This window comes from Bacillus sp. JJ1127 (assembly GCF_036965845.1).
Taxonomy (GTDB): Bacteria; Bacillota; Bacilli; order Bacillales; family Bacillaceae_G; genus Bacillus_A.
In genome coordinates, this window is record NZ_JBALQK010000235.1 from 415 (window position 1) to 18749 (window position 18335).

Sequence of the window (18335 nt, forward strand, 5' to 3'; positions counted from 1 at the left end):
TAACAATAATAATGGTAATGGTAATTCAAACAATAATAACAATAGCAATAACAACAGTAATAACAATCAACAGCAATCTAATCAAAATCAAGGGAAACCAGCTAACAGTGTAACTTTAGAACAACATGGAGTTATAGTAACGGTGCACACAATAGAACAAGCGGAGGACATTGTACGTGTTAAATATACAGTCAATAATACTACAGATATACCTGTATCCGCTGGTGCTCCTGGTGCAAAAATTGAACAAAACGGTAAAAGTACAATGCCGACTTCATTTAAAGGAAATTGGGATCAGAGGGGCATTGTAGCTCCACATACGAGTGTAGATGGAACAAATCTCTATACTTTACCAAATATACCAAATGAATTTGATTTTAAAATTACTCCAACGTTTCAAGATGATTCAAAAATAAATTTAATTCAGCCATTTATTTTAAGAGTAAAAATGAAATGATTCAATATTCAATAAAAAAAGCTGCCTTCATATAAAGGCAGCTTTTTTTATCCTATCTATTAAAAATCAAATACGAAATCATCATCTGATAGTTTTTCAACATTTGTTGCTTTTACATAACCATTTCCTTTTACAGAGAAGAAATCATGGTTTTTCGTATCTGTACGTAAACCGTTTAATACGATTGGATTAATTTCTTCCTCTTCAAATTGTGGTTCTAATCCTAAGTTCATAAGCCCTTTATTCGCATTGTAACGAACAAAGCGATTTACTTCTTCAACAAGTCCAATAGATGTATAAATTTCTTCTGTATATACAGTTTCAATTTCATACAGTTCCATTAATAACTCTTGTGTTTCTTTTTGCACCTCTTGTTGCTCTTCTGCAGAAAGTTCCGCAAATGTTTGTTGTGCTAAAAGGCCGACGAATACGCCATGAATTGACTCGTCACGAATTATTAAGTTAATAATTTCCCCACTTGCAGTCAACTTTCCTTGTCCTGCTAAATATAGTGGATAGAAGAATCCACTGTAGAACAAATAACTTTCTAAGAATACGCTAGCTACCATAGCCATATATAATTCTTTTTTCGTTACTTGTGGCTTTAATAGTTTGCGATAATACCCTGTAATAATTCCTGCTTTTTTCTCAAGTAATGGATGACTATCTACCCATTCAAAAATCTCATCAATTTCTTCTTCTGTTGCGAGTGTCGTAAAGATATGACTATAACTTTTCGCATGTACTTCTTCCATCGCTCCCATGAAAGCTAGTACACTTTTCGCCTGTAAATTCTCAAGATGAACAAGTACAAGTGGCATCCCTTCGCCGCCCTGCTTTGTATCTAGAAGTGTTAAACCACCTAATACACGCTTATAAGCAATTTGCTCTTCTTTTGATAATTGCACCCAAGTATTTTTGTCAGAAGATACTGCGATTTCTTCTTCTGTCCAAAATTGAGCGATGTTTTGCTTCCAAAACATTAAACTAAAATCATCTTCTTTTTTATTCCAGTTTACCGCGCGCATTAAATCGCCCCTTCTCTTTATAATTAAGCTCTTCTAGCTTATGGTTAAACTTTCATTCCATGATAAAAACTTAACCACAAGCTAGACATCTTAAAATTTACAACTAAGCATGAGCAGGGTCAGAAAACCCTGCTCATGATGTCTCACTCTTAATTTTGTATATTAGTCACTTATAGTTTCATCAAACAGTACAAGCTACACACTCTTCCACGCTTAATTTACGTGTTCTTGTATAATACAGGCTCTTAAGTCCTTTTTTATGCGCATAAATGTAATAACGTGCTAATTCACGCGTAGAAATATCGCTATTTACATAAAGAATTGTACTAATTCCTTGGTCAATATGCTCTTGAATTTCTGCGATTAAATCAATTAGTTTAAACTGATTCATATCGTAAGAAGATTTATAATACCAGAACGTATCTTTTGATAAATACGGCATTGGGTAATATGTTGTCGCATTTGCGTACGTTCTTGATTCGATTTGACTTACAATTGGCATTACGCTTGAAGTTGCATTTTGCACGTAACTAATTGATTGTGTCGGAGCGATGGCCAATCTATATGAGTTGTATAAACCGTGCTTCTGCACCTCTTCTTTTAGACTTGTCCAATCTTCTTTTGTTGGAATATAGATTCCCTCAAATAGCTGTTGTACTTTCTCTGTTACAGGACTGTAATCTGTTGTCTCATACTTTTCAAAGTATGTGCCATTTGCATAATCCGACTTATCGAAGTCTTTAAATGTTTCGCCCTTTTCTTTCGCAATACCCATGCTCTTTTCAATGGAGTAGTAGTTTAACATCATAAAGAATGTACGAACAAATTCTTTCGCTTCTGCACTTTCATAAGCGATTTTATTTTTCGCTAAATATCCGTGTAAGTTCATGGCACCAAGTCCAACTGAATGAAGCTCATCATTTGCTTTTTTCACAGTCGGCGCATTTGGAATGATAGTCATATCAGAAACAGCTGTTAAAGCTTCCATTCCCGCATGGACTGCTTCACGAATTTCTTTATTCTCCATTACGTTTACAATGTTTAAGGATCCTAAGTTACAGTTAATATCACGGCGGATAATATCATCTGTACCGTAGTCGTTAATTTCGGATGTTTCCTGCAGTTGAAAAATTTCTGTACAGAGGTTCGACATCTTCACGGTTCCAATATCCTTTAATGGATGTTGCTTGTTCGCATTTGATTTAAACATTAAGTATGGATAACCAGACTCAAGCTGAATCATTGCAATTTTAATAAGCATGTCACGCGCACTAATATCAAGTGCCTTCTTCTTGACATTCGGATTGCTCATCAGTTCATCATACATTTCATCAATGTCTATATCATCTAAATGTTTTCCGTACTCTTTATATACTGTATAAGGTGCGAAAACATGGAATGGTTCATTTTTCTCAGCAAGCTCAAAGAACTTACTTGGAACGATAATTCCGATCGATAGAGACTGAATACGGCTCTTCTCGTCGGCATTTATTTTTTTGGTCAACTTGTCTTCATATTTCTATGAAGGTTGGACTATATCATCAACCTGTAACTGGTTGCCTTGCACTTCGACTGGTACCTATTTCCAGCCTACTCTACTAGCTTTCGTCTATTGACGTGCGTTCGATAGTCTCTACACCTTCTTGAAAGAATTGATAATTAGGAAAGTTTCTAGAAATAACTCTGTATTTAATCGTATTGGCAGGCACATTAAATGCTCTTCCAGCTTCAGACAAAGATTCATAGTAAATACTAATGTTTACTATGATGCCTATTTGCATTTAACTGATTCCTATAAGTTTTAAATCTTACTTTAAAATTATTGGAACTGCCAATATAGAAATTTCTATTTTCCTTATTAATTATCATATAAATTCCACAATTCATGGAATCGCCCCCGGTGAATGTAAGATTCCACTTCACCCAATAAGCATTTCTAACAAGCTTGGCACGGTATTACCTGCTATCCACATACAATGGACCGTAGGCTCTCTTAGTCAGCTTCTTCGTGGGTTCTTTTTCTTTTCCCCTTATTCAACTGATACCGTTAGCCGCTAATGCGACACCCTATTGGCTAGGTTCACAAGGTTTTCTCATATACATTACTGTATAGAGGGACTACCAATTAATCCAAAAATTCTATAATATCCCAATGGAAGATATTCAAGTACACAGCTCCGGCACCTTTTCGCTGTCCCAACTGATTCGCATACGAAAACGAATCTTCAAGCAATTTCATAACCGGTACAACACCGCTTGCTGCATTTTCGATACCTTTAATTTGTTCACCGCGTGCGCGTAGCTTAGAAAGATTTAAAGCAACTCCGCCACCAATTTTTGATAACTGCATCGCCGTATTAATATTAAATCCAATCGAATTTAAACTATCATCCATCTCTAACAAGAAACAAGACACCATTTCTCCTCTTCTGCTTCTTCCCGCATTCAAAAAGGTTGGTGTCGCTGGTTGGTAGTTTTGTTTTACGATCATGCTTGCAAACTGTTTTGCTTTCTTAATATCACCGCGCCCTAAGTATAATGACACAATTGATACACGATCTTCATAGCTTTCTAAGTATTGTTTTTGATCATTTGTTTTTAACGCATAATCCTTATAAAACTTAGATGCTGCCATATAAGATTGGAACTCGAAGTTTTCACCGTATGCAACGTTATATACTTCCTCTACTTCCTCCAACTTATACTCATCCAGAACGTTGTAATAGTAATCATGCTCATTCATATACTTGATTCGCTCTGCCACGCTATCAAAATGAACGGTATTCGCTCTCGCTTCTTCCATAAAGACTTCTAATGCTTCTTTATCCTTATGAAGCTGATAGAAACCGTCTTGCATTTGCGTGATTTCATTATTCAGTTCAATGTGTCGCAATCTCCCGCACCCTTTCTTTAAAATATTCTACATCTTTATTTGTTCCAGATAACTCGAATTTTGATACAATAGGTACTTCGTATCTGGTTGAGATTTTATCTGCACTTGCTCCGAACATATCTCCCCAGTTGCGATTGCCGCTTGCAGATACGCCTTTTAAATTTGCATTATTGCGCTCTAAAAATTCTAAAACACGTTCCGGCACATTTCCAAAACCTGTTGTATACGTAATAAGAACAAAATCTTCGTCCATTACTAGATCTTCGTTAATTTGAACGGCCGGCATATTTAATTTGTGAATGAAACGCTTCACGTTTCCTGTCATAGAATCATATGCAATTAACATCTCCGACCCTCCCTTTCCTACTTTAATATCTCGATGCCGATTCATGTTTTCCCTATATATTGTATTACGTTTCAAAACAAGACACAAGATATATGTATAAAATCTTTCTTTTTTTAAATTTTACTTTTCGACATAACAAGTCGTTTTTTTTAATACAAAGACTATGAAACAACATTCTAAAACTCATGTCAATAAAGTGCTTTTCAAAAAAGTTGTCAACGAATTTAACCATTTTTATAAAAATGTTAACAATGAATTTTGTAAAAAAAACGGTAAATGCTGGAGAAATATATTTCTCCAGCATCATAAAAAAAGAACAGACTGTTAGCTGTAATCTGTTCGAAACCGGTTACATATCATTTACATCACACAAGTAAGGAATTCTCTCTTGTGGATTAAAGTTTCACTTCATTCTATTAAATCAAATACATATACTTTTTGTTTTTGTTACACAATAAAATATCATTACAATGAAAAGGACAATTATTATGGCACACCAATTTATTTATTAGTGTGATGAGAATTTAAAAAAGGCTGTACACAAAATTTGCGTCACTCATTCACAATGCTCAACACGTAAAACATCTCTTATAAATAAATGATGAAAATTCTCTTCGTGATCTTGGACAGTAAATACTGGCGCTTCTTCATCAAAATATACAACCGTTCCCTCTACATTTTGATACGTATGTTGAACCTTTACAGTTACTCGAATTTGTTTCCCTTGTTCATATGCTACTTTTGTTTTTTCAATCACTTCTCTTACATACTTTCGCTTCTCAGGAAACAGAACCATTCCTACAAACCTTCTTCCAGTTCCGTCTTTCCACATATAATCCCAGTGCGGCAAAATACCCTGTTTAAATTCTCCCATAAATCTCCTCTCCTTTATCTTCTATTACGAACGTGGCACTTCTGTATATGTATAAATAATCTGTCCACCGCGTTGTGCATTTCCACTAAAATGTTTAAAATCTTCTCGATTCACTATAACCTCACGAAACGTATAAAATACATCCTTTGTTACAACATACTCTTTTATCTCACCATTTTTCAATTGATCTAAAATTGTATTTGCTAATTGTTTATCCATGTATTTCACCTCTCTGCAATATTCTATCTCATCTTCTACAGGCCGACAATGGTAAATTTATTACATTTTCTGTAAGAACCATATACTAACATAGTGGTTCTTCTATACCATGTCTCTTCGATAACCAAGTCCACCTTATACACCTTATCGAAATTTTGAATAACTGGTTGTAATTTTATTTTATGTTACAATAAGAATGACAACTAGGAGGGATAATATGATTCGGAAAGCAAAAAAGACAGATGCGAAGGCAATATCTCCTTTATTGTATAACGCTCTGCATGAAATTGCTGAAAAGATCACAGGTGGGAAGACAGAAACAGAAGTATTGACAGGACTTGAAACTTGGTTTTTAAAAAAAGGAAATCGACTTAGCTATGAGAACTGTTTCGTTGAAGAACAAGATGGTAAAGCAGTTGGAATTATCGTGGCCTACCACGGGAGTCATGCCGAACAACTCGATACTCCAATTGTAAAACACTTACGAAAAAGCCAACAAGATTCAACCATTACACTAGAGAAAGAAGCAGAACTCGATGAATATTACATTGACACATTATCTGTTTCGAACTCATATGGCGGACGTGGCATTGGCTCAAAATTAATTAAAACCGCTGAAAATGATGCCTTTGAAAAAGGCTACGAGAAAATTGCATTACTTGTAAATTTAGAAAACACGCGAGCTTTCTCTTTATATAAAAAACTTGGTTATCAAGAAGATAAAACGGTTATGCTTGTTGGAGAACCATACGCTCATTTAGTAAAACCACTATATAAAAAAGCCTTTGTTTCTTAAAAAAAGCACACGATTCTTTATTTGAATCGTGTGCTTCTATGTTAAATTGGTGTTTAAGGCAGTTCCATTCATCGCTTCATGAAATGTGTATTCTGTACATCCCCATGGCTTTCTATGGAAAATAGGCGGTCCAGACCAACCCCTTGCACGCAGTTCAGCACCAATCATTGTATTAAAATAGCTATGACCTACAAGTGCAATACGTCCATGTACAAGAGCATAACTAATCAGTGTATCAGCTGCTTGTTTTGCTCTTTCTAGCGCTTTTCGGTAAGACTCAACATCTTTAGAATATCCAACTATCCATAATGTACGGCCGATAACTGTCCATACTTCTGGTTTACATTTCACCCACTTAGGAGCAAAAAATCCAGAGGGTACTTCTGCTTCTCGAAAAAGAGCACTTTGTATAAAAGATAAAGAGTCCGTTAATTCTGCCGCTGACTGCACAGCACGTTTTTGATCACTCGTTACAATCAACTTTGCTGATTCAATGGCCTCAACTGTCTCAAGTGGTATTTTTGTCTCTTTGATCATATGATCTAAATCATATCGCTCCATCCATTCATGAAACGAAGTAACTGTCATTGGCTTTGTAGCACTATTCAAGCGACCGTGACGAATAAAAGAAATTCGCATTTTCTTCACTCTCCATTCACAGCTCATCAACTATATTATTATGCACTGTTACTTATCGTCATCATACCATGGAGATAAAGAAAGTCATACTCCTTTACATATCTGCACCGCTTTCATGATTTATGGAAGCATGTACACCATCTAATCCATCAAAATACGCACTTGTATCTTCGTTACGAATTAATTTTAATTGCTTATATGAGAATAGGAATAAAAGAATTGCTATAAAACTTCCAACAATTTCAAACATCATGTTACCGCCCCTAATTTCTCCCGCATTAACAGGTCATAATACCCTATCCTCAAATTTTAGCAACAAGCAAAACAAGTTGATGGGAAATAAAATGCCCGTAAATACCTTATTTAGTCCAACTTATGATTACAGGTGCTGTATCCCCTGACAATCACAGTATTATTTTATTATACCCCTATATAGTAATATAAGCACTGATTTATCCACTTTTTTCCTCTATAATTAGAAAATACTTTTATACATTTCTTATAAAGAGTGAATATTTTTCGTTTTTTTCTTTGAAAACATTTACAAATTAGGAAATATAGTTCAAAATAAAGGGAAATAAAAAAAGACTAGATTTGTTATTTTTTGAAAAAAACTATAACAAGGAGAGTTGCTTATGAAAATCGCAGAAACTGGAGATATTATCAAATTTAAAGGTGGAATGCAAGGCCGTGTTCAAAAAGTAAATAAAAACTCCGTTATTGTCGATATAACAATTATGGAAAATTACAGAGAACTAGATATGGAACCTCTTACAGTTGTAAATCACAAAAATTATACAGTTATCAATCAACATACATAATATAATAGAAAAAAGGATCCGTATACGATATACAGATCCTTTTTTCATTAACGATTATCAACTGTCTCAGGGTATAGATCATGATTCATCATACGATATTCTGCCATTTTCTCGTATTTTGTACCAGGGCGACCATAATTACAATACGGATCAATCGAGATACCACCACGTGGTGTGAATTTCCCCCACACTTCAATATAACGTGGATCCATTAATTTAATTAAGTCATTCATAATAACATTCATACAATCTTCGTGAAAATCGCCATGATTACGGAAACTAAATAAATATAATTTTAAAGATTTACTCTCTACCATTTTTTGTTCTGGAATATAGCTAATATAAATCGTCGCAAAATCTGGTTGTCCCGTTTTTGGACATAAACTTGTAAATTCAGGACAATTAAATTTTACAAAATAATCACGGTTTGGATGATTATTATCAAATGTCTCTAAAATTTCTGGACTATATTCAAATAAATATTTTGTATTTTGATTTCCAAGTAACGTTACATCCTTTAAATCCTCATCTAATCTTCCTGCCATTGTGTATACATCCCTTCAATTCGATTGGTAAGAATTCCTTATACGCCTCGCTTATTTCCCCATACTAATGCATGAAGCTGAGGTAATACTTTCGCATCATTCATCTCTTTACAATGAACAGCTTTTTCAATAAGCCATTCATATTTCTGCAGTAGTTTTCCAACAAGCATTGTATCATCCGCTGTTTTTATATCATCATTTCCAACTTGTAAGAAAAATGGTACATGCGGATAGCGTTCATGTACTTTTATTGCATATTCAAAGTCATGATCATCAAACACGACTACTTTCAAACTAAAATCTTTCCCTGCTAATCTTTCAATTACAGAATCTAACATGATAAAATCGGTTTTCATCTGTGAACTTGGCGGCTTTGGTGAGATGGTTACTTCATCGATATGGAGTAACCATTCTTGCCATTTACTTCCTTGTGTCTCAATAGCTGTACGAATCTGCTTTTCTTCTAATACATCCAGCAAACTCTCTATATTTTTCAGTAACACTGGATTTCCACCTGAAATTGTTACATGTGAAAAGTTTTCTCCACCAAGTTCAACAAGTTCACTCCAAATTTCGTCTGGAGTCATTTGTCTAATTTGCTCTTTTGCTGATCCATCCCATGTAAAAGCAGAATCACACCAAGCACAACTATAATCACATCCTGCTGTACGAATGAACATTGTCTTTTGACCCACAACCATTCCTTCTCCTTGAATTGTCGGGCCAAAAATTTCTAAAACAGGAATTTTACTCACCGAGCATCCACTCCCGTCTTACTTCCGCATAACTTGTTGGTGTTTCAAATAAGCGAACAAATTCAACACGTGCTCCCTTATATTCATCTGCACGATTCTCTTTTGTAAGTGCAGATGCCATCTTTTCATATATCCAAACGACCATATTTTCAGCAGTTGTATTCATCGCTGGTAATGTTTCATTTAAGTAACGATGATCTAAATAAATTTCAATTTCTTTTTTCCAAATTTCTTTTATATCTCCAAAGTCGATTGCAAGTCCAATCTCATTTACATATCCACTAATACCAAAAACAACTTTGTATGTGTGACCATGTAAATTTTTACATTTCCCTTCATAACAGTGCAAATGATGCGCTGCATCAAATGTAAATTCCTTGCTAACCATCACTCGTTTATTATGATATTTTAATTGCTCACGCTGAATATCCTTGTCCATTTTTTGTAAATTTTCTACAATGCGAAATCCAAAAAAGTTTTGTTCCATTATACATTCGCCCCTTCGCGTTCTTGTAGATACGTATCTAATCCTGCTTTACGAAGTTTACATGCTGGACATTCACCGCAGCCATCACCAATTATTCCGTTATAGCATGTTAATGTTTTTTCTCTAACAAACTCGAATGCACCAAGTTCATCTGACAATTTCCATGTCTCTGCTTTGTCAATCCACATAAGTGGTGTATGAATAACAAACGGGTAATCCATCGATAAGTTTAAGGTAACGTTTAACGATTTCACAAACACATCACGGCAATCAGGATAACCGCTAAAATCTGTTTCACATACGCCAGTTACAATATGACGTGCTCCAACTTGTTTCGCTAATACAGCCGCAAATGATAAGAATAGTAAATTTCGTCCATCTACAAATGTGGATGGTAATTCCCCTTCCTCATGCGTGATTTCCATATCCGTTCTAGTCAACGCGTTTGGAGCAAGCTGATTTAATAAACTCATATCTAGTACTGTATGTTTGATTCCTAGTTCTTTTGCAATATCTGCTGCGCAATCAATTTCTAACTTATGACGTTGATTATAATTAAACGTTACAGCTTCTACTTCTGCAAACTGGTGCATAGCCCAGAATAAACATGTTGTACTATCTTGACCACCACTAAAAACAACAACCGCTTTTTCTTTTTTCATTTCACTCATTCTCCTTCTCTACTACGAATAAGAAGAAAGAACGTTCTTGAACTGTCACAATAAAAAAACAAAACAATACCTAAGGATATTGTTGTTTCCATAGTTTTTTATAGAGGGAGTTCGCGAACCTCTCCCATGTCATACATGGAATTTCTTCTTTCATTGCCAACACATATTGTAACATACTGTGTATATCCAGAAAAACATCTGATTTTTCTGTCTTTCATTCAAGGTTAATATTCATTTTTTTGAATTTTAATAGTATGATTATATTGGCATTCAATATAAATCCATTTTAATTTTTCGACATCTAAATCCCTGCTATGCAGAATAAAAAGTAACCTACACTCGTTTGCTCTTTCTGTTTTTACTTCGCATGTGGCAGAAAAAGGCCCTGACCGCTTCTATGCATGGCCAGATGCTCTCTCCCACCTAAAAAGAGGGGTTTTATGTCGGTTTTTTAATTGATGTATATATACAAAAAATAGAAAGGCGGACATGCATCTGAAACACTTTATTATTTACCTCTTTTTAAACATATTATCGATCCTCGTTATGATGCTAATGTATCACTTGTTTTGGAATCAAAAAGGGAAACATTCGCCTAAACTGAATTCAACTATGTTTATATTATTTTGCAGCGTTGCCACAATTCTTTGTATTTCTTTTGCTGCAAAAACAACTAATGGATTTCAATTTGATATGCGTCATATCGTATTAGTTATCAGTACTTTAACTGGAGGCCCTGTTGCCGGTGGGGCCATTTTAATTGTATTAAACATATACCGTTTCTTAATAGGAGGAATAGGAGTCTTTCCATCCGCCGTCGGTTCTATTCTTTTATATGTCGTCCTACTTTCCACATATAAATTTTTCAACAAAGGATCGAATCATATAAAAATTATACTTGCCATTTTATATAGTCTTACATATGGATTCGTTTGGGTTCCTGCTTTTCTTCTCAAAGTACCTAATTCTGAATACTATCTTCCTTATATTGTTGCGTATGAACTATGTGCAATAATTGGTACAATTCTTATTCTGTATTTATTGAACATACTTCAATTGCAAATTCGTTTACAGGAAGAACTTATTAACGCTGAGAAGTTTCATCTTATTGGGGAAATGGCTGCTTCTATTTCCCATGAAATTCGTAATCCTTTAACTTCAACAAAAGGTTTTTTACAACTTCTACAATCTGACGACTGCTCTGAAAAAGATCGAAAGTTATATACAGAAATAGCTATCCATGGGATTGAACAAGCAAATCATGTTCTCACAGATTATTTAACATTTGCAAAACCAAGTATTGAGAAAGAACAAGTGTTACAACTAGAAGATGAATTACTTCATGCACTATCTCTTATTACGCCACTAGCTAATTTAGCAAATGTTCGTATACATTACATAAAACAAAGTAGCCCGTTTCTTATTTCTGGCGAAAAACAAAAATTCAACCAATGCTTGTTAAATATTCTTAAAAATTGTATTGAAGCTATGCCTAAAGGTGGTGATCTGATTCTCACATTAGTGCCTGATCATAAGCATATACGATTGTATATAAAAGACAATGGAATCGGTATGGATCCAGAACAAATGAAACGCCTTGGCTCTCCTTTCTATTCTACGAAAGAGAAAGGAACCGGACTTGGGATGATGGTCGTATTCAGCGTCGTCAAAGCAATGGATGGAAAAATTGATATTACAAGTGAAAAAGGTATTGGTACAACCTTCCTATTAACTTTTCCACTCATACAAAAAACGTGATGAAATGATCATCACGTTTTTTCAGTTTCATCCACAAGTTCAGCAAAAGTCTTTACTTTTCCATGTGGTTTTTGATTTTCTTTTCGCGCTTTCCAAGCACGTTCTTCTTCTTTTTTCTTCTTTGACATACTCTCAGCTCCTTCTTATCCTTTCCTCATGTATTATTCCAAAATAAGAAGAAAAAATATGCATTACTCCAATATATAAAGTGAAACTTTAATCAGTGGGGGTTTTCTTCATCCCCCACTGATTATTAGTTGAACGAATCGGGCTTTTACAAGTGCTCATCTTCATCCTTAGCTTTTTTATTTCCGCTGAAATTAGAGGTGAATGCAACTAGCAGGATAAAATAAAAGAAGTGAACCAACTAACTATTGGCTCACTTCTTTTATTCCAAATGATACGCACTCTATCTTTGTAAAATAGCATATTTCGCTTCTTTCAATTGCGTAAGATGTCTCTGTTCGTGTAAATCAAGAAATTGAATCCATTGATATAAATTAAGTTCATGAAAAACAGGATGCTTTAATGAATTTTCAAGTAATTCTTTTTCATCTATAACACCATGGAGCGTATGCAATAATTCTTGTCGTGAATGATCAAGTAACTGAATCACTTGCTGTTTTTTCATTAATGTTTCCGTTGGTTGCATTTGTTGAGGAGCTTCTCGTTTGTGTGTCCGATCAAGAGTAAGCTGGAGGTCTTTGAATGGAGCTTCTTTTCTTTCCTTTTTTTGCAAAGCATATACAAGAGCTGATGTAACAGATTGTTCAATGAGATGTAAATGATGCAAAATTTGAATAATACTCCATTTATCACGCCGAGGCTTCACATTCACTTCTGTATCATTTAGCATCTCTATTTCTGATAGCAGTGTACTTCTTGTAGATTGTAATGATTGCAGCAAAGTTTCTAAACTAACATCCATATTAGATTGAAGCATAATTCTCCCTCCTCTTTTTGGTGAAAAGAGGTGCTTCTTATTTAGAAACACCTCTTTTAAATAAATCTGAATTTTCTTTTATTATCTCATTATTTGATACATGTGTCGATGATAAACCTTAAAAAAACAGTATATGTTTTTTACAATTTTGTGTCATCTACCGCACGTAACCATGCTTGAATCTCCGTAATTACTCCTTGTACACAACCCTCTGTAAATGGAGATGTCAAATTCGCAATTTCTACTAATTGTAGGAAGGATTGACTTCCTCCCTGTTTACAAAGGTTCACATAATCTTCCCATGCTTCCTGTCTATTGTCCCGTGCACGTTTCCAAAATTGTAATGCACAGATTTGAGCTAATGTGTAATCAATATAATAGAAAGGCGAGTTATAAATATGACCTTGACGTTGCCAGAATCCACCACGTTCTAAATAATCATTATCCTCATAGTCTCGATGTGGTAAATACTTTCTCTCTATATTACGCCATGCTGCTTTACGCTCTGCTGGCGATGCCTCTGGATTTTCATATACATAATGCTGGAATTCATCAACAGATACGCCATATGGTAAGAATAACAATGCTGAACTTAAATGAGAGAAATAGTATTTATCTGTATCTTCTTCAAAAAATAATTTCATCCATGGCCATGTGAAAAACTCCATGCTCATAGAGTGAATTTCACACGCTTCATACGTTGGCCAATTATACTCTGGAATTTCGTACTTGCGACTTTCGTATACTTGAAAAGCATGACCAGCTTCATGTGTTAACACATCAATATCACCAGACGTTCCGTTAAAGTTTGAAAAAATGAACGGCGCTTTATAATTTTCAATATATGTACAATAACCACCGCCAGCTTTTCCCTTTTTCGCAACTAACTCTAATAAATCATTATCTAACATAAAGTTGAAGAATTCATCTGTTTCTTTTGATAATTCTTTATACATCGTCTTTCCATGATTGATAATCCAATCAGCATCTCCCTTTGGAGTTGGATTACCTGTTGCAAATTCAAAGTTTTCATCATAGTAAGCTAGTTTTTCTACACCGATGCGCGCTTTTTGTCTATTTCTTAATTCCGTTGCAACGGGAACAATGTAATCTAATACTTGTTTACGATAATTTGCAACCATTTCTGCATTATAATCTGTGCGATACATTCTTGCATATCCAAGTTCAACAAAGTTTTTAAAACCAAGCGTTTTCGCAATCTTCGTTCTCACTTTAACAAGCTCGTCATAAATACGATCTAGCTCTTCTTCATTTTCGGCCAAGAAGCCATAGTATGCCTCGCTCGCTTCTTTACGTGTATCTCTTTCTGTTCCTTGCATGAAAGGAATAAGCTGTGATAATGTTCTTTCTTCTCCTTCAAACGGAATTTTTGCAGCCGCTAATAGCTGTGTGTATTGTGAAGATAATTTATTTTCCATTTGTAAATCTTTCACAATTTCTTCTGAATATGTTTTTAATTCACATTCTGCTAACGCGAACAATTGATTTCCATAATAAGCTTCTAATTCAGCACGAAACGGAGAGCTTAGCAATGCTTTATAATATTTTATTACGTATCCTTGTGCAACTGGATAAGCTTCATCAAAGAAATCTTGTTCTTCTTTATAAAAAGCATCTGTCGTATCAACAGAATGTCGAATAGAACAAAGCGTTCCCATCGTCCCAAAATCATTGCGAATCTTATTAATAAAACCAATCGCTTGCTTTTGTTCTTCTACTGTTTTCGCATTTTCAAATTGTTCTAAAGCTGTAGTAATTTTTTCTTGTAATTCTTCTGTATTCGGGCGTTTGTATTCATAATCTTTAAATGACATAAATGTGTCTCCTCTCAAATTATATGCATCCTTAACTATAATTCCATTTTCATTTCCGATTCTCCTTTTATTCTTCAACAAAATTCGTCAGAAATTTTAATATTTTCTCTATATGTAATTTCAGAAATATAAAGTGACACTTTAATCAGTGTTTTTTATCCTCCACTGATGATTACCTTCACCAATCGGACTTTTACAGATCGTTTATCTTCCACTTAACTTCTTTAGAAAAGCGGAAGCGGCTCGCTCAGAACCGCAGGACGCCCACGTCAAGGGCAGAGAGACGCATTTTGCCTTGTCCGAGGGGGCAAAATGACCGGAGATTCTAGCCGCTAGAGCTGGACGCATTTTGAAGTGAGAGTATGACTGCCCGTTCATACGGGATAAACAAAAAAAGCCTTAGATTATTTTCTGTCGAAAGCTTTTTTGAATACCTCTCATTTTTCATATTTTCCAATTTTTTTAAGCAAGGTTAACAATTCATTTTTCTCTTTTTTTGTTAGCATCTCAAAGGCGTGATGTATAACCTTTTCATGATTTGGAAAAATAGAATCGATGAGAACTTCTCCTGCCTCAGTTAACTGTGCATATATAACACGTCGATCATTCGGACATGGAATTCGTTTCACAAGTCCCTTTTTTTCTAACTTGTCTACAACATATGTAATACTGCCGCTAGCAATTAAAATGCGCTCTCCAATTTGTTGAAGCGGTTGACTCCCTTTATGATATAACAATTCTAATACAGCAAACTCAGTTGGATTTAGTCCGTTACTTCGTATAGATTTATTTGTAGTATCCATAACGGAACGGTGTACACGTGATAATGCAATAAATACTTTTAAAGATTGAGAAATATCTTCTCGCTCATCATTCGATATCATACAATTTCAATCCTTCACTTAAATTCTTAAAAATTAAAGACATTCTACAAAACAAAATGATTCATTACTCTTCATTACAGTTTCCGAGTGATTGTTCACTCATCTTTCTGTTCTCTCTACTTTCTTTCCACATTTTTTATGCATATAATAATACTTGCTGGCAATCATGCTTTGAATAAAAACATGACAATTTTAACATAGTTTATATATAATGATAACAAAAAAGAAGGAGTAGCAACTTTGAACGGAAATTTACGAAGCATAGCTTTTTATATACTGCTTGTTATATTACCAACGCTAGGGATTGGTGCGACTTTGTACTCTTATCACTCCTATCACATGCAACAGGAAAATAAACAAGCTGCTCATACTGCTTTATTTTTATATAGGGACTACCTAGATCATCATCTCGGTGAAGCCATGTCCGCCTTAGAAATGCTCGCTATGGTCGTCAGTACCGAAAACATGGATGGCATCAAGCAAATTGTTCATGATACAGATGAAAAAGACGAGCGTTTTTCTGGACTGTATTACACAAACAAAGATGGTTTCATAACAATCGCATCAGAAGGGCTAACAACACCTATTGACGTCTCAGATCGAGCTTATATACAAGAAGCATTTAAATCTAAAAAAACAACTGTATCATCTGTTATTACAGATCGTGTTCTTGGACATCAAGCTATTATGATTGCTACACCAATCTTTACAAAACAAAAGCAAATTTCCGGTTTATTATTAGCCAGTTTGCGTTTTGATTATATATCGTCTGCTTTAAATGCTATTAAACCACAATATCATTTCGAAGTAACCGATCAGTACGGTGTAGTCTTTCTAACGGATGATAACAATGAACCAAGCGGGCAGCATACTAACATGCTTTCTACTCCACTCCAAAAACTAAATTGGGAAGTTTCTGTTTCTCCATTACCTATTCATCAGCAGACTTTATATCAAATGGTCATAGTAGAATGTCTCGTTACTTTATTTTTAATGACAATTTTATTTTTGCTCGTTCAGTATATTCTACTGAAACGTCAAACTAAATTGGAAAGGCAACAAAATGAACTGCAAAAAATTGAATTGGTTGGGACTTTTGCAGCTAGTACTGCTCACGAAATCCGTAATCCCCTTACTGGAGTTAAGGGTCTCGTTGCTCTATTAAAAGAAAAATACACCCATGAACAAGATCAGTTCTATTTTTCAATAATCGAGCAAGAAATAGAACGTATCAATGAAATTGTTAGCGAATTTCTTATCCTTGGTAAACCGACAGCAATTACTGAAAAAACATATGATATAAGAGATATTCTCAAAGAGGTTGCAGTAATTATTCAATCCGAAGCAAATCTATATAACATTACGTTTACTTTGAACTTACCAGATTACCCAGTTCATATCCGCTGCTCAAAAGATCATATGAAACAAGTGATTTTAAATATTACAAAAAATGCAATTGAAGCTATGTCATCTGGTGATACATTGGCAATTATAGTAACCAGTAATAAAGAGCACGCGCAATTACAAATTATTGACACAGGAAAAGGTATTCCAAAGCATATTCAAAAACACCTCTTTCATCCGTTCTTTACTAGTAAAGATACCGGAACAGGTCTCGGACTTGTCATATGCAAACGAATCATAGAAATGTATGGTGGACATATTTTGATTGATAGCAAAGAAAATAAAGGAACCACCGTTCAGATAGAACTTCCATTAGATTCAGTATAATTATCCTTCTCTCAGGAGGGTAATTATACTTATTTCATAAAACCAGTCACAAATATTTTCCAAAAAGCACTTGATTTCCCTCCATATCCTATTTGGAAAATGGGTATCTTCAAATATAATGACCATCTTGATGTTTGTTTTTCTTTATAGCGCTGATACTGTAAAATGAGCTTGTCCAATTCTTGGCTCACTTGAATGGTTTCAGTATTATCTAATCCATTCGTTAAACCTAAATGAATCATTTCTTCACGCTTCATACGAATATCACGCGAAAGCTTTTCCATTGTGTACTTCCGTTTTGCTGTAAGCATCCATATCCCCCTCATTGTTCTTCCATACTCTTCACTCCATACATTCAGACTGCAAATGTATATCGCGTTTGAATTTGAATACTCAGAAATTTTAACAATTTCTCCCTGTAATTTACAAATCTTTATCTCACTTTGAGAATTATTACAAATTATTCTATCTTTGTAAATACATTCGCAATAATAGACATTTTTTTTATGTTATTTTTTTACAAACTATAGATAAACCCTGCTTTTCTATTTTTCAATTTATTTTTCTTCGACATTTTTTGTTTAATTTAACTAAAAACGCAAATCATAATGATGATTTCATTTTTAGCTAAACGATCTATATAAATCCATTTT

19 protein-coding genes, 4 pseudogenes and 1 riboswitch are annotated in these 18335 nt (G+C 34.5%); of the genes and pseudogenes, 5 read left to right on the forward strand and 18 right to left on the reverse strand.

What is annotated here, in order from left to right; all coding sequences use genetic code 11:
* Positions 1–457: pseudogene (locus tag V7183_RS20725) on the forward strand (hypothetical protein); the annotation flags it as partial.
* A gap of 59 nt (positions 458–516) precedes the next feature.
* On the opposite strand, the gene nrdF reads toward V7183_RS20725, so the two are convergent.
* The 7 genes and pseudogenes from nrdF to V7183_RS20760 all read right to left on the reverse strand — a co-directional run bounded on the left by nrdF (position 517) and on the right by V7183_RS20760 (position 5817).
* Positions 517–1485, reverse strand: a complete 969-nt coding sequence (gene nrdF / locus V7183_RS20730; RefSeq protein ID WP_097895360.1) for a class 1b ribonucleoside-diphosphate reductase subunit beta — start codon at positions 1483–1485, stop codon at positions 517–519.
* A gap of 181 nt (positions 1486–1666) precedes the next feature.
* Positions 1667–2986: pseudogene (locus V7183_RS20735) on the reverse strand (ribonucleoside-diphosphate reductase subunit alpha); the annotation flags it as partial.
* 97 nt (positions 2987–3083) lie between these two features.
* Positions 3084–3372: pseudogene (locus tag V7183_RS20740) on the reverse strand (GIY-YIG nuclease family protein).
* A gap of 241 nt (positions 3373–3613) precedes the next feature.
* Positions 3614–4378 (reverse strand): annotated as a pseudogene (locus V7183_RS20745) (ribonucleotide reductase N-terminal alpha domain-containing protein); the annotation flags it as partial.
* Positions 4365–4724, reverse strand: a complete 360-nt coding sequence (nrdI, locus tag V7183_RS20750; protein WP_097895356.1) for a class Ib ribonucleoside-diphosphate reductase assembly flavoprotein NrdI — start codon at positions 4722–4724, stop codon at positions 4365–4367. The pseudogene V7183_RS20745 and the gene nrdI, both read right to left, overlap by 14 nt.
* Positions 4725–5280: 556 nt before the next feature.
* Positions 5281–5598, reverse strand: a complete 318-nt coding sequence (locus V7183_RS20755; RefSeq protein ID WP_097895352.1) for a hypothetical protein — start codon at positions 5596–5598, stop codon at positions 5281–5283.
* A gap of 24 nt (positions 5599–5622) precedes the next feature.
* Positions 5623–5817, reverse strand: coding sequence for an abortive phage infection protein (locus tag V7183_RS20760; protein ID WP_097895350.1), 195 nt, complete (start codon positions 5815–5817; stop codon positions 5623–5625).
* 217 nt (positions 5818–6034) lie between these two features.
* On the opposite strand from V7183_RS20760, the gene V7183_RS20765 reads away from it, so the two are divergent.
* Positions 6035–6613 carry a GNAT family N-acetyltransferase gene (locus V7183_RS20765; protein WP_335360683.1) on the forward strand — a complete coding sequence of 193 codons (579 nt, stop codon included), beginning with the start codon at positions 6035–6037 and terminating at the stop codon, positions 6611–6613.
* Positions 6614–6649: 36 nt separating this feature from the next.
* Here V7183_RS20765 and V7183_RS20770 read toward each other — a convergent pair whose 3' ends face one another.
* Together V7183_RS20770 and V7183_RS20775 are read right to left on the reverse strand one after the other, a co-directional pair.
* Positions 6650–7252, reverse strand: a complete 603-nt coding sequence (locus V7183_RS20770) for a histidine phosphatase family protein (protein WP_097895347.1) — start codon at positions 7250–7252, stop codon at positions 6650–6652.
* 94 nt (positions 7253–7346) lie between these two features.
* A complete protein-coding gene (locus tag V7183_RS20775; protein WP_097895346.1) occupies positions 7347–7505 on the reverse strand; it encodes a hypothetical protein in 159 nt (52 codons plus the stop codon).
* Positions 7506–7887: 382 nt separating this feature from the next.
* Here V7183_RS20775 and V7183_RS20780 point away from each other — a divergent pair, with 382 nt between their 5' ends.
* Complete coding sequence (locus V7183_RS20780; protein WP_097895344.1) at positions 7888–8073, forward strand: YkvS family protein; 186 nt, start codon at positions 7888–7890, stop codon at positions 8071–8073.
* Positions 8074–8120: 47 nt separating this feature from the next.
* Here V7183_RS20780 and queF read toward each other — a convergent pair whose 3' ends face one another.
* Genes queF through queC form a run of 4 tightly spaced genes read right to left on the reverse strand, consistent with a single transcriptional unit; the run spans position 8121 to position 10522 of the window.
* Positions 8121–8618 (reverse strand): preQ(1) synthase, encoded by a 498-nt coding sequence (queF, locus tag V7183_RS20785; protein WP_097895342.1) that lies wholly within the window; start codon positions 8616–8618, stop codon positions 8121–8123.
* A 38-nt stretch (positions 8619–8656) separates the two neighbouring features.
* Positions 8657–9373 carry a 7-carboxy-7-deazaguanine synthase QueE gene (gene queE / locus V7183_RS20790; protein WP_335360684.1) on the reverse strand — a complete coding sequence of 239 codons (717 nt, stop codon included), beginning with the start codon at positions 9371–9373 and terminating at the stop codon, positions 8657–8659.
* A complete protein-coding gene (gene queD / locus V7183_RS20795; RefSeq protein ID WP_335360685.1) occupies positions 9366–9860 on the reverse strand; it encodes a 6-carboxytetrahydropterin synthase QueD in 495 nt (164 codons plus the stop codon). Before queD ends, queE begins: the two co-directional genes overlap by 8 nt.
* Positions 9860–10522, reverse strand: a complete 663-nt coding sequence (queC, locus tag V7183_RS20800; protein WP_097895338.1) for a 7-cyano-7-deazaguanine synthase QueC — start codon at positions 10520–10522, stop codon at positions 9860–9862. The genes queD and queC overlap by 1 nt, the downstream gene beginning before the upstream one ends.
* A gap of 93 nt (positions 10523–10615) precedes the next feature.
* A riboswitch (PreQ1 riboswitch) is annotated at positions 10616–10659 on the reverse strand.
* Between the two features lie 421 nt (positions 10660–11080).
* Here queC and V7183_RS20805 point away from each other — a divergent pair.
* Entirely contained in the window at positions 11081–12289 is a 1209-nt protein-coding gene (locus V7183_RS20805) for an ATP-binding protein (RefSeq protein WP_097899438.1), read from the forward strand.
* Positions 12290–12300: 11 nt separating this feature from the next.
* Here the strand turns inward: V7183_RS20805 and V7183_RS20810 are convergent, their stop codons facing one another.
* From V7183_RS20810 to V7183_RS20825, 4 genes are all read right to left on the reverse strand, one after another.
* Positions 12301–12417, reverse strand: coding sequence for a DUF6254 family protein (locus V7183_RS20810; RefSeq protein ID WP_097899437.1), 117 nt, complete (start codon positions 12415–12417; stop codon positions 12301–12303).
* A gap of 281 nt (positions 12418–12698) precedes the next feature.
* Positions 12699–13232 (reverse strand): DinB family protein, encoded by a 534-nt coding sequence (locus V7183_RS20815; protein WP_335360686.1) that lies wholly within the window; start codon positions 13230–13232, stop codon positions 12699–12701.
* 140 nt (positions 13233–13372) lie between these two features.
* A complete protein-coding gene (locus tag V7183_RS20820) occupies positions 13373–15067 on the reverse strand; it encodes a M3 family oligoendopeptidase (protein ID WP_335360687.1) in 1695 nt (564 codons plus the stop codon).
* A gap of 437 nt (positions 15068–15504) precedes the next feature.
* Complete coding sequence (locus V7183_RS20825; RefSeq protein ID WP_335360688.1) at positions 15505–15951, reverse strand: MarR family winged helix-turn-helix transcriptional regulator; 447 nt, start codon at positions 15949–15951, stop codon at positions 15505–15507.
* 240 nt (positions 15952–16191) lie between these two features.
* Here V7183_RS20825 and V7183_RS20830 point away from each other — a divergent pair, with 240 nt between their 5' ends.
* A complete protein-coding gene (locus V7183_RS20830) occupies positions 16192–17682 on the forward strand; it encodes a DUF3149 domain-containing protein (protein WP_335360689.1) in 1491 nt (496 codons plus the stop codon).
* A 29-nt stretch (positions 17683–17711) separates the two neighbouring features.
* On the opposite strand, the gene V7183_RS20835 is transcribed toward V7183_RS20830, so the two are convergent.
* Positions 17712–17993 (reverse strand): aspartyl-phosphate phosphatase Spo0E family protein, encoded by a 282-nt coding sequence (locus V7183_RS20835; protein ID WP_335360690.1) that lies wholly within the window; start codon positions 17991–17993, stop codon positions 17712–17714.
* Between the last annotated feature and the right edge of the window lie 342 nt (positions 17994–18335).